The organism is Paenibacillus glacialis, from assembly GCF_001637205.1.
GTDB lineage: Bacteria > Bacillota > Bacilli > Paenibacillales > Paenibacillaceae > Paenibacillus_AQ > Paenibacillus_AQ glacialis.
The window spans coordinates 399,709-411,691 of record NZ_LVJH01000070.1 but is presented as its reverse complement, the minus strand read 5'-3'; the positions used below and the strand labels follow the sequence as shown (position 1 = coordinate 411,691).

The window sequence follows — 11,983 nt, the reverse complement described above, 5'->3', positions numbered from 1 at the left end:
GGGGATGGTATGCAGACTTTGCTGCTTTGGTTGTTTTATATTTCTTCCTTCTATGCATTTATTCCAGGCATGATCACCCGAATTTTCGGATTTCGAGTGTTTCGAAAGGGAAACAGTGAACGAGAGTTTGCACTTACTTTTGATGATGGGCCCGATCCACATTATACGCCCAAATTACTTGATATGCTCCAACGATATAATGCTAAGGGAACGTTCTTTGTGGTAGGCAAAAATGCTGAACAACATCCAGAGTTAATAAAACGTATGTACGATGAAGGACATCTCATTGGGATTCATAACTACATACACAAGTCAAATTGGATCATGCGTCCTGCTACAGTGCGTAGCCAGATCAAGAAAACTGATGAAATTATATATGCCATAACAGGCGAAAGAACATCCTATTATCGCCCACCGTGGGGGATTGTAAATCTGTTCGATTTTGCCAAACGTAATCAATTTAAAATCGTATTATGGTCAGCGATGTTCGGTGATTGGCGCGTGAAGATGGGCTCCGACAAATTAGCAAAACGAATGTTGAATAAACTTAAGCCTGGAGAAGTCATGCTTCTACATGACTGTGGGTCAACCGTCGGTGCAAATCCTGATGCACCTAAGCAGATGCTAATTGCACTTGAACAAGTTCTGCAGGAAGCGAAACGTCGTAATTTACAGAGTATCCGTGTTGATGAGATGATACAAGTAAGTGCTCGCAATACTAAACTGACGCCTGGGAAGATAGCTGTAGTTAAGCTTTGGTTAATGTGGGAAGTGGTGTTTCATTTCATATTCCAGCTCAAGACAGTCAATCCAGCAGATCCATTTCTTCATTATCGACAACGTTCCTATAAAGGGAAAACGCTCACCTTGGATAATGGCTCCTTGTTAGAACATGGCGATTCGATAATTGAATTACATGTTGACAATGAAAAGTTATTTCAATTAGGTGTGAAGTCACGTTCTACCGTACACTTAGCAATTCAAATGATTCGCTCGATGGAGAAAGAACTACCGATGTTAGCTCAGCAGTTAATAGAAAATGATGAATTTAAGCATGTTAAAGCACTCTATGGTGTAAGTATGATCAATCGAGGACCGAAAAAATTCGGATTTAGCATCCTAGATTTGCCTGAAGGGTGGTTTTCGAAATCGACGAAAGTTTATTTGAAAATTTTGTTGAACATTATTCATCCTACAGGTCAGGAACGATTAAAGGATTCTCCTAGTAAATTGGTACCTAAAATGATGATTATGCCGCTTGAATATCTATACGAACATCATGCGGTAAGTGGTTCTCATCGCTTTTCGAATCCGACAAAGATTCAGAAAATCGTATCTGTGGAAAATAGAAATTTAAAGCTTTAACAACATGAAGATATTCAGAAGGTCTAGAATGTGAAATATCAACTGCCATCTGAGATGTGCTTAATAAGTAAAAAGGGTGTTCTCCAGGTTTTTACAGACTGGGGAACACCCTTTTTCTAAATGACAGATTATCAAACCAATTAGATCTTCATTACAGCGCCAGAACTCGCATTGCTTACGAGTTTAGAGTAACGAGCAAGATATCCAGTTTTCACTTTTGGTTCGAAACCTTTCCAATTGGCACGACGACGTTCAAATTCTTCATCATCAATTTCAAGTTGAATTGTACGATTGTTAAGATCTAATTCAATGATATCACCGTCTTCAACGAAAGCGATAGGTCCACCTTCAGCAGCTTCAGGAGAGATATGCCCGATACTTATTCCGCGAGATGCACCTGAGAAGCGACCATCTGTGATAAGGCCTACTTTGGCACCAAGACCCATACCGACAATTTGGGAAGTTGGAGCAAGCATTTCTGGCATTCCTGGTCCACCTTTAGGTCCTTCATAGCGAATAACAACGACATGTCCTTCTTTTACTTTACCATTGGTAATTCCGTGTAGTGCTTCATCCTGGGAATCGAAGCAGATTGCTGGTCCTTTGTGATAGCCGCCTACAGAAGGATCAACGGCACCTACTTTAATGATAGAGCCCCCGGGAGCTATATTGCCGAATAGGACAGCAAGTCCACCGCGCTCGGAATGTGGATCGTCTAGAGGATGGATAACATTCTGATCTATGATTTCACAGCCCTCAACATTTTCACGTAGTGTCTTAGCAGATACTGTAATACAGTCTCCGTTAATTGCACCTGGTTTCTTCAGAAGTTCATTTATAATAGCACTTACGCCACCTGCATTATGAAGGTCTTCGATGTGCCAGTCTGAAGCAGGAGCAAGTTTAGCTAAATGAGGTACGCGGTTGGCTACTTCATTAATACGTTCAATTGGGTAATCAAGGCCAGCTTCGTGTGCTAGTGCTAGTGTGTGTAATACGGTATTTGAAGAACCACCCATTGCCATATCTAGTGCGAATGCATTATCAAGGGCATCAATGGTAACGATATCTCTAGGTTTGATATCTAGCTTGATCAGCTCCATTAATTGTTTAGCAGATTGTCTAACGAAATCTTTCCGTTCTTCGGCTACGGCAAGGATCGTACCATTACCCGGTAGCGCAAGTCCAAGTCCTTCAGCGAGACAATTCATGGAGTTAGCTGTAAACATACCTGAGCAAGATCCACAAGTTGGACAACCGAATTGTTCTAGTTCTAGCAAACCTTCGTCAGATAAGGCACCTACTTGGTGAGCTCCAACGCCTTCAAAGACAGAGGTAAGTGAGATCGAGCGACCGTTACTGTCTTTACCAGCTTTCATAGGTCCACCACTAACGAATATCGTTGGAATATTCACGCGAAGCGCACCCATCATCATACCTGGTGTGATTTTGTCACAGTTCGGGATACAGACCATACCATCGAACCAGTGAGCTGCAACAACCGTTTCTACTGAATCCGCGATGATCTCACGACTTGGTAATGAGTAGCGCATACCAATATGTCCCATAGCGATACCATCATCAACACCAATGGTGTTGAATTCAAAGGGAACTCCGCCAGCTTCACGAATAGCCTCTTTAACAATCTTGCCGAATTCTTGAAGGTGAATGTGCCCTGGAACGATGTCAATATAAGAGTTACATACCGCTATAAATGGTTTGCCGAAATCTTCTTCCTTTACGCCTGCTGCCCGCAATAAACTGCGGTGAGGAGCACGGTCAAAGCCCTTCTTAATCATGTCTGAACGCATTTTCTTTGGTTTCATGATGTCTAGTTCCCCCCAAATAATTTATAGTAGCAACGCTTTAACACGGTCATTCAACAGAGTTAACATATAGCTAGTTTTTAATGAGTCTATCACAAATGATGAGGTTTTTCTAGCAAGCATAGGTAAAAAACAAGACACCGCCTTCTGTTTTAATAGAGGGGTGTCTTTAGGTGATCAATAGTAATAATAAGGTGGGGTTGTAAAGAAAATTACAAAGAACGACGGAATGCTATATTCTCCAAGGAGACGACCCAGTTGATAGATGGTTCTACCAAGGGACGTGCTACACGGCGAACAAATGGTTGCGCCAGTAGAATGGTAAGGGCTATAGCACCAAGAATGAGAAGAATGGCTCCTGTAGTACCTTGAATATGTGGGTACAATCCTGCGGTATTAGCTATTCTAATAATGAATCCATGTAATAGAAACACATACAGTGTACGACGTCCTAGGTCAGTCATGATACTCTCAATCATTGGAACAAAAGCCAGAAAGGCTGCTGCAGAGATGAATTGAAGAATATACAAAGCAAGACGAAATAATCCAGCATACCATTCATGATGGCCCAGTTGCATAAAAGTCATATTTCCAAACAGCCAACCAACAGGCAAATTGATCCCCCATAAACCAAGGATGACGAAGATACCAATAGAGACGAGGGTAGCCCCAGCTCTTTTCCAACGGGTGATCGTATTAAGGAATGCTGAGAAGTTGAAATGATATCCTATCATGAAAAAAGGAAGGTACACGAAGGTTCGACTGATGCTAAGCCATACGCCGTCAAGTTGTAGGTATCCTACGAGTACGCCTAGAATAAGCGAGATACCAATTTGCTGAAATGGAGATAGCTTTCTCATACTGATCGTTAGTAACCGCCAACAGATATGACTGGCTAGAAACCAAAGTAGTAAATAAGGTGCGAATACGGAATGATGAATGTCCTTAACTTGAAATATCGTATAATCTAGAACGGAATAGAGACTTTGAAAAATAATATATTGTAAGCTGATTTGAGTTAACGTTCTTCGACCGGCTTCACCCATTAATCCTGATTTGGCAAAGTAACCTGTAACAAGAACGAATAAGGGTATATGAAAAGTGAGTATCCATAAAAATATTTGATGGAGGCCACTCACTTGCTGAATTAGCGGTTCAATGGCGTTACCAACAAATACTGTAACAATCAGTAGAAATCGCAAATTAAGAAAATAAGTCTCCCCTTGTTTAAGTGACTGTGTATCCATATGTCTCCTCCATCTCCCTATCCAAGGGATTGTGACTCGCTAATGGCTCTTATATTTATCTATAGTCTAAAAATACTATTTCTGTTCGAGTTACTTTGTGATTAATATCACATTAGAAAACGCTATCATTTCTTAGGATTGTGTCGAAGTATCGAACTAAATTAATGATTACAAGTATTGACAACTCTTTATCAACGTTCGAAAATAAGAATATAATAAATGCGGGGTTTTTAAAGGGAGGCGTTACATTGGCTACACTACAAGCAGGTCAATATAATGTACCCTGCGAAGCGATTCTATTTGATAAAGATGGCACTTTGTTTCAATTTATAATGCTGTGGGGAAACTGGGCTGATTCTGTACTCAAGGGTATGGAGGAAAGGCTAGCGTTCATTGGAAAGGATTTTACGGACTCCAAAGCTACAATCCTAGGCACTCAACATGATCAGCAAGGTCAAGTGTGCGGTTATGATCTAGAAGGTCCACTTGCGATGGCTACAATAGAGGAAACCCATGGTATTTTAGCTTGGCAGCTATATGCGGCTGGGGTACCGTGGAATGAGGCACTTGTTCAAGCCATTCAGATTTGCAAAGATGCTATGTTAGATGTACGAAGGAACAAGCCAGTAGTTCTTATGCCTGGGCTGTTGCATTTCTTGCAGGAGTGCCAAGCAGCATCCATTACATTGGGCGTTGTGACATCAGATGAAACATCATCCACTATTGAACAATTACAATGGGCAGGGATAAGTCAATATTTCCAGGTGATTATTGGACGTGATCAGGTCAGTCTAGGAAAACCGCATCCAGAAATGGTGGAAAAGGCCTCCCTTGCTCTTGGTGTTGAGCCTCAGAGTATCGTTGTTATTGGTGATACTAACGCAGATATGCAAATGGCGAAACTAGCAGGTGTAAAGTTAGCGATAGGCATATCTTCCTCAAGTGAATCTACGGAAGGTTTGCTCGATGCATATGTTATGATCAAGGATTATCGGGAGTTAAGAACGAAATAATGAATTTGTTAGTTATAAAAAATGTAATCCAATATATGAGTCATATGGGGGTGCTACGAGTATGGAAAGAATAGAAACGTTGGCCTCTTGGATTCAAGAGAGTGGTAGAATTGTGTTTTTTGGAGGAGCAGGAACTTCAACAGAGAGTGGGATTCCGGATTTCCGATCAGCGGCAGGGTTGTATCAAAGCGAGCAGCACTCACCCTATCCGCCAGAGGAATTACTTAGCCATCATTTCTTTGTTGAGCATCCTGAAGTGTTCTATGATTTCTACCGCAGCAAGATGATTCATGAAAACGCGAAGCCCAATGCCTGCCATACTGTATTGGCTAGTCTCGAGAAACAGGGGAAGTTAAAGAACATTATTACGCAGAACATTGATGGACTTCATCAAAAAGCTGGAAGTTCTATCGTTCTTGAACTACATGGATCCATTCATCGTAACTATTGCATGGGCTGTTCACATTATTATGGATTGGAAACTATTATTAATAGTGTTGAGATTGTTCCGCGTTGTCCCTCCTGTGGCGGCGTGATCAAGCCTGATGTTGTTTTGTATGAAGAATCTTTGGATACTCAAATTCTATATGGCTCCATGGATGCTATTTCGTCAGCTGATCTATTAATTATAGGTGGAACCTCTCTGACTGTGCAACCTGCAGCGCAATTAGTTTCCTATTTCCAAGGAAGTCGATCTGTACTCCTTAATGCAGATCCTACCCCTTACGATGATCAAGCTGACTTACTTATATCAGAACGTATTGCAGAAGTGATGAAAAAAGTGAGTAATATTCTAAAACTATAGCTTTTGTAAACGTTCTATTACTTTAGATGGACTAAAAGAATTATGATATTTACTGTAGGTTCTATTTGATATCTTGATAATTATATGGCAAATTCGTCTGGACCTATGAATTTGTGGGTCCTAAACAACGGTACAGCGGATGCTTCAGGACGCTCTTCCGGCAGAGTGCGAACGCCTTGAGGAGAAGACTTGGTGTGAAGCCAAAAACACTGAAAAACGGCTGAGGGACAGCCCCTTTTTTTCTTTACTTCCTAAATTGGAATTGACCTTTTGTGAAGATTGAGTGGGGTTTAGTGTAGCACTCGGGATATTTTTTTTCTGCAAATACAACAAATTATCTACAAAAAAACCGATATATATAGTAGGGAAGTCCCTATAGTTTACAAAAAGGAGGAGATATATATGAAAAAACTAAAACATTTTAAAGGAGCGAAATTGTTAGCAAGTCTACTAGTTAGTTTAAACATCTTTACTTATTCCAGTATTTCATTCGCTGAAGCCAACGTGCCCAATGATATTGATGATGGGATCGCAAACCTGAATTATAATCGTAATGAAGTTTTGGCTGTAAATGGCGATCAAATCAGTAGTTTTGTTCTCAAAGAAGGCACCCAGTCCAATGGTAAATTTATTGTGGTTGAACGGGAGAAAAGATCACTCGCAACCTCACCCGTAGATATTTCCATTATTGATTCGATCACGAATCGCACGTATCCAGGTGCAATACAGCTTGCAAATGAGGATTTTGCGAATAATCAGCCTAGTCTGGTTATGGCAGCGAGAAAACCTTTAGATATTAGCATTGATCTCCCTGGGTTGAAGAGTGAAAACACAATTATGGTACAAAACCCAACTTACAGCAGTGTTTCTGGTGCCGTTGATCAGCTCGTGTCGACTTGGGTTGAGAAGTATTCGGACACGCATACCCTGCCTGCAAGATTACAGTATGCAGAATCGATGGTTTATAGCAAAAATCAAATTGCTAGTGCACTTAATGTGAACGCTCAAGTACTTAACAATACGCTTGGAATCGACTTTAACGCGGTAGCCAGCGGCGAGAAAAAAGTGATGGTCGCTGCTTATAAGCAAATCTTTTATACCGTAAGTGCGGCTCTTCCTAACAATCCATCGGACCTTTTTGATAACAGTGTGACGTTCGCTGAATTAGCCCGTAAAGGGGTAAGTAAAGAGGCTCCGCCACTGATGGTATCCAACGTAGCTTATGGCAGAACCATTTACGTGAAATTGGAGACAACCTCGAAGAGCAGTGATGTACAAACGGCATTTAAAGCATTGCTCAATAATCCTAACATACAAGCTAGTGGTAGTGGACAGTACAAAGATATTTATGATGAAAGTTCATTTACTGCTGTTGTATTAGGCGGCGATGCACAAGCACATAACCAGATCGTCACGAAAGACTTTAGTGTTATCCAAAATGTAATTAAGGACAATGCGCAATTTAGCAGTAAAAATCCAGCGTACCCAATTTCATATACTAGTGTCTTCATGAAAGATAATTCCATTGCTGCTGTTCACAACAATACGGAATATATAGAGACTAAATCTACAGAATATACTAAAGGTAAAATAACGCTTGATCACAGAGGTGCATACGTAGCTCAGTTTGACGTATCTTGGGATGAATTTACATTTGATGCAAATGGACAAGAAATCATTACACATAAAACGTGGGAAGGCAATGGTCGAGATAAAACAGCACATTTCTCGACAGTGATTCCACTTCCTCCGAATTCTAAGAACATAAAAATTTATGCAAAAGAATGTACAGGTCTTGCGTGGGATTGGTGGAGAACAATTATAAATGAAACGAACGTTCCATTATCCAGCAATATAAAAGTTTCAATTGGAGGAACGACGTTATACCCGTCAGCTACGATTAGTCAATGATCATTTATGAAAGGGCCGTCTCAAAAGCCATGAAAATGGTCGAGGGACAGGCCCTTTAGTTTTAGGGTTGATCTTCTTTACTAAAGAAAGATAAAATCTTAGCACAAACTTGTCTGCTGACGGAGTTTTCTTTCTTGAAATTACGAGAAAGGTATGCCCTTTTGTATCCTAAGCTGTCACACATTTGTTCGATACCCAACGGTAACGCCACGGTTCTTCTGCATCTGAGATAGGACCATGCTATTCTGTTAATGTGCGATATACTGGAGTATAAACATATATCATTCCGTAACGGTTCTCACAAGTTAGTAATTGGTAATACGAATAAACGCTTGGTGCACGGATGACAGGAGCGGGATTTGGTGGTTGTACAGTGTCTTTAGTACATGAAGATTCCGTTGAGCAATTCTTGCAACAGGTCAGCGTTAAGTATCATGAAAGAATAAGCTTCAGAGCTGATTTCTATGTATGTAGCGTGGGCGATGGCATAACAGTAATCAAGGAGGAGATGTAATATGGCAATCTTAGTGACTGGTGGAGCAGGTTATATTGGTTCACACACCGTGGCAGCATTACTTGATCTTGGGGAAGAAGTTGTCGTGATTGATAATTTACAGACAGGACATCGCGAAGCCTTGCTTGGAGGCAAGCTTTACGAAGGAGATTTGCGAGATAAAGAATTACTTGCGAAGTTGTTCATTGAGAATGATATTGATGCGGTTATTCATTTTGCAGCGAGTTCTCTCGTAGGAGAGAGCATGCAAAACCCGGTTAAATATTATGATAACAATGTACTTGGTGCGTTATGTCTGCTTGAAGCAATGGATGCTGCTAACGTTCGTAAAATTGTATTCTCCTCTACGGCAGCTACCTATGGTGAACCTGAGAAGGTACCTATTGTCGAAGGTGATCGTACTGAGCCTACCAATGTGTATGGAGAGACCAAGTTGATGATGGAGCGCATGATGTCATGGTTCGATAAAGTGTTGGGCATTAAATATGTGGCACTGCGTTATTTCAATGCGGCAGGTGCACATGCGAGCGGCCGAATTGGTGAAGATCACCGCCCAGAGAGTCATCTTATCCCCTTGGTATTGCAAGCTGCACTGAAGCAAAGAGAGAACATTGCTGTATTCGGTGAAGATTATCCTACGCTAGATGGAACTTGTGTCCGTGATTACATTCACGTGAGTGATCTCGCTGATGCACATTATCGCGGGGTGAATTACCTGAGAAACGGTAATGAAAGTAACGTGTTTAATCTAGGTAATGGACAAGGGTTCTCTGTTAAAGAAGTCATTGAAACAGCGAAGAAAGTAACAGGTCTTGATATCCCCGTTGTGATGCAAGAACGCCGTGCAGGAGATCCTGCCACACTTGTTGCTTCATCGGATAAAGCTCGTACCATACTTGGATGGAATCCATCTCACGATAATTTAGACAGTATCATTCAAAGTGCTTGGAGTTGGCATCAGTTTCATCCACAAGGATATGAAGAATAAGGGGGATGAACATGAATATCGCAACAACACGAGCGCCTGAACAAGATGAAGCTTTACATGGGATGGAACGGTTAGTCCGTTTTGCCGTTGATCACCTTTTAATTAAAGAAGAGTATGACGCATGATCATTTCCAAGGTGGTCGTCATACGTTCCCGATTCAGAATGCTCCAAAAGAAGCAGTGTTTACGCATCATGAGTATCCTGGAGTTACGGTAAGTATTGTGAAATGGGTTGTTCATCGTACTGAAGATGGTGCTTATGAGAAGGATCTCGTACTACGTAACAATCGTACTAACGAACTGTATCAGGATGATATTTTCCACCCGCATAGAGAGATGCATCACATCAGGAAAGGTAATATAAGCAATCCTAATCTAATATAATAAGAAATCACGACCGTTCTTCCTCTAGAGGGAGGGCGGTTTGTTCATCTACTAGGAAAGGTTTATACTATAGAAATGATGTAATATCAGTCCAAGCGAATTGGTAATCTATCTGGAACTAAATAAATTTCATCATCGGAGGCGAAATATTTAATGATAGCATTTGAATTTAATAATCCTACTAAGCTAATCTTCGGAAGAGGAACGCTTGATGCACTTAAAACTGAGGTGCCTAAATACGGAAATAAAGTATTGTTTCTATATGGTGGAGGTAGTATTAAACGAAGTGGTCTTTACGACAATGTCATGACATTGTTGAATGAGATTGGGGCTGAAGTTACTGAGCAAGGTGGAGTAGAGCCTAACCCACGTTTGTCTACTGTACACAAAGGTGTAGATCTATGTAAAGCGAATGGAATTGAACTTATTCTAGCTGTTGGTGGCGGAAGTGTGCTTGACTGCGCTAAAGCGATTGCTGTAGGTGCGAAGTATGATGGGGATATGTGGGACTTCCTAGAACGTAAAGCAGCACCGAAGGCAGCTCTTCCTCTAGGGACTGTATTAACGATGGCGGCAACTGGTTCAGAAATGAACGGTGGGTCTGTAATCACCAATGAAGTGACACAAGAGAAGATGGGCTGGGGCAGTCCGTACGCGTATCCAGCATTCTCTATTCTAGATCCAGCACATACATTCTCCTTGCCTAAGGATCAGACGGTGTATGGTATGGTAGATATCATGTCTCATGTATTAGAACATTACTTTCATTCGGAGAGTAATACACCTGTACAGGATGGATTCTGTGAGACGATTCTACGTACAGTTATCGAGACCGCACCTAAGCTTATTGAAGATCTAGAGAATTTTGAATTACGTTCGACGATTATGTATTGCGGTACAATGGCATTGAATGGTGTATTGAATATGGGGATGACCGGCGACTGGGCTACTCATAACATAGAGCATGCGGTATCAGCTGTTTATGATATTCCACATGGTGGTGGATTGGCTGTCCTGTTCCCGAATTGGATGAAATATAACCAGAACGTTGATATTGCGCGCTTCAAACGATTAGCTATTCATGTATTTGATATTGATCCATCAGGGAAAAGTGATGAGCAGGTTGGAGCTGAAGGCATTGAGGCATTACGTGCATTCTGGAATTCCATTGATGCGCCAAGTCGCTTAAGCGATTATGACATTGATGCAAGTCAGATTGAAGTCATGGCGGATAAGGCGCTACGCTTTGGTCCTTTTGGTAACTTCAAGAAATTGAATAAAGAAGACGTGATTGAGATATACAACATGTCACTTTAATTGTTATAGTTGAATAAATTAAACTATTGATAGATGTTAACAAAGAGGGACTGATCCCCAAGGTCTGAATAATGACCTGCGGGATCAGTCCCTCTTATATGCAATGCATCTTCTATCGTATGTTGAATTCGTTCTGTACATGGTCACCTATCCTCGACTTGAACAATAATACTTCCGAACCACAACTTATTTATATAAACCATTAGCCTTACCTGCTTCGTAATCTCCTCCAGGATAAGCCTCCAATATGATGTTATCGCCAATGGAATAGGACGCATGAGGTTTCCATTTATCAGAAAGTTCGACGGCTTACTGACGATTACTTCCAAAGACAATGACGAAAAATAGAGCAAGAGATATAACTGAGGCTCCAATAATGGAACTAATAAAGATAGTTGTAGATCGGTCGCCAGGCTCTTTTTTATGGATGGGAATATCCCACATTATTAGGTTCATCATTTCTGTTGTGAACTGGGGACTATTGAATGGGGAAGATGATAGTTCGTTGTACCATTCTGGTTTCGCCTTATCTTTTTCTCCTTTCAATAAAAGTTCTACTTTTGCTCGGGCACGACGAAGTCTTGACTTCACTGTACCTTCCGCTATACAAACC

At 41.0% G+C, this 11,983-nt stretch carries 9 protein-coding genes and 3 pseudogenes; 8 read left to right on the top strand and 4 right to left on the bottom strand.

The window, feature by feature from the left end:
- Window positions 1-9 precede the first annotated feature (9 nt).
- Complete coding sequence (locus tag PGLA_RS24600) at window positions 10-1,365, top strand: polysaccharide deacetylase family protein (RefSeq protein ID WP_068537830.1); 1,356 nt, start codon at window positions 10-12, stop codon at window positions 1,363-1,365.
- Window positions 1,366-1,505: 140 nt separating this feature from the next.
- Here PGLA_RS24600 and ilvD read toward each other — a convergent pair whose 3' ends face one another.
- Together ilvD and PGLA_RS24590 are read right to left on the bottom strand one after the other, a co-directional pair.
- A complete protein-coding gene (gene ilvD / locus PGLA_RS24595) occupies window positions 1,506-3,191 on the bottom strand; it encodes a dihydroxy-acid dehydratase (protein ID WP_068537829.1) in 1,686 nt (561 codons plus the stop codon).
- Between the two features lie 212 nt (window positions 3,192-3,403).
- On the bottom strand, window positions 3,404-4,438 hold the full coding sequence (locus tag PGLA_RS24590; RefSeq protein WP_068537828.1) for an acyltransferase family protein: 1,035 nt from the start codon (window positions 4,436-4,438) through the stop codon (window positions 3,404-3,406).
- 248 nt (window positions 4,439-4,686) lie between these two features.
- Between PGLA_RS24590 and PGLA_RS24585 the strand changes: the two genes are divergently transcribed.
- From PGLA_RS24585 to PGLA_RS24575, 3 genes are all read left to right on the top strand, one after another.
- Complete coding sequence (locus PGLA_RS24585) at window positions 4,687-5,451, top strand: HAD family hydrolase (RefSeq protein ID WP_068537827.1); 765 nt, start codon at window positions 4,687-4,689, stop codon at window positions 5,449-5,451.
- Window positions 5,452-5,512: 61 nt separating this feature from the next.
- Window positions 5,513-6,256: an NAD-dependent protein deacylase gene (locus PGLA_RS24580; protein WP_068537826.1), complete on the top strand. Its 744-nt coding sequence runs from the start codon at window positions 5,513-5,515 to the stop codon at window positions 6,254-6,256.
- Between the two features lie 402 nt (window positions 6,257-6,658).
- Window positions 6,659-8,167, top strand: a complete 1,509-nt coding sequence (locus PGLA_RS24575) for a thiol-activated cytolysin family protein (protein WP_068537825.1) — start codon at window positions 6,659-6,661, stop codon at window positions 8,165-8,167.
- 115 nt (window positions 8,168-8,282) lie between these two features.
- On the opposite strand, the pseudogene PGLA_RS29290 reads toward PGLA_RS24575, so the two are convergent.
- Window positions 8,283-8,375: pseudogene (locus PGLA_RS29290) on the bottom strand (AraC family transcriptional regulator); the annotation flags it as partial.
- A 120-nt stretch (window positions 8,376-8,495) separates the two neighbouring features.
- Between PGLA_RS29290 and PGLA_RS27735 the strand changes: the two are divergent.
- The 4 genes and pseudogenes from PGLA_RS27735 to PGLA_RS24560 form a co-directional block, all read left to right on the top strand.
- Window positions 8,496-8,681 (top strand): annotated as a pseudogene (locus PGLA_RS27735) (galactokinase); the annotation flags it as partial.
- Between the two features lies 1 nt (window position 8,682).
- Window positions 8,683-9,669, top strand: a complete 987-nt coding sequence (galE, locus tag PGLA_RS24570; protein ID WP_068537824.1) for a UDP-glucose 4-epimerase GalE — start codon at window positions 8,683-8,685, stop codon at window positions 9,667-9,669.
- A 114-nt stretch (window positions 9,670-9,783) separates the two neighbouring features.
- Window positions 9,784-10,032: pseudogene (locus PGLA_RS24565) on the top strand (UDP-glucose--hexose-1-phosphate uridylyltransferase); the annotation flags it as partial.
- 174 nt (window positions 10,033-10,206) lie between these two features.
- The gene (locus tag PGLA_RS24560; protein WP_068537822.1) at window positions 10,207-11,370 is read left to right on the top strand and encodes an iron-containing alcohol dehydrogenase; all 1,164 of its coding nucleotides are present in this window, start codon (window positions 10,207-10,209) and stop codon (window positions 11,368-11,370) included.
- Window positions 11,371-11,679: 309 nt separating this feature from the next.
- On the opposite strand, the gene PGLA_RS29285 is transcribed toward PGLA_RS24560, so the two are convergent.
- On the bottom strand, window positions 11,680-11,961 hold the full coding sequence (locus tag PGLA_RS29285; protein WP_245700342.1) for a hypothetical protein: 282 nt from the start codon (window positions 11,959-11,961) through the stop codon (window positions 11,680-11,682).
- Window positions 11,962-11,983: the final 22 nt, after the last annotated feature.

Bases quoted from the DNA above. Each gene is read 5' to 3' on its own strand.
- PGLA_RS24600 (WP_068537830.1), top strand. From the start codon at position 10: ATGCAGACTTTGCTGCTTTGGTTGTTTTATATTTCTTCCTTCTATGCA.
- PGLA_RS24590 (WP_068537828.1), bottom strand. From the start codon at position 4,438: ATGGATACACAGTCACTTAAACAAGGGGAGACTTATTTTCTTAATTTG.
- galE (WP_068537824.1), top strand. From the start codon at position 8,683: ATGGCAATCTTAGTGACTGGTGGAGCAGGTTATATTGGTTCACACACC.
- ilvD (WP_068537829.1), bottom strand. From the start codon at position 3,191: ATGAAACCAAAGAAAATGCGTTCAGACATGATTAAGAAGGGCTTTGAC.
- PGLA_RS24580 (WP_068537826.1), top strand. From the start codon at position 5,513: ATGGAAAGAATAGAAACGTTGGCCTCTTGGATTCAAGAGAGTGGTAGA.
- PGLA_RS24560 (WP_068537822.1), top strand. From the start codon at position 10,207: ATGATAGCATTTGAATTTAATAATCCTACTAAGCTAATCTTCGGAAGA.
- PGLA_RS24575 (WP_068537825.1), top strand. From the start codon at position 6,659: ATGAAAAAACTAAAACATTTTAAAGGAGCGAAATTGTTAGCAAGTCTA.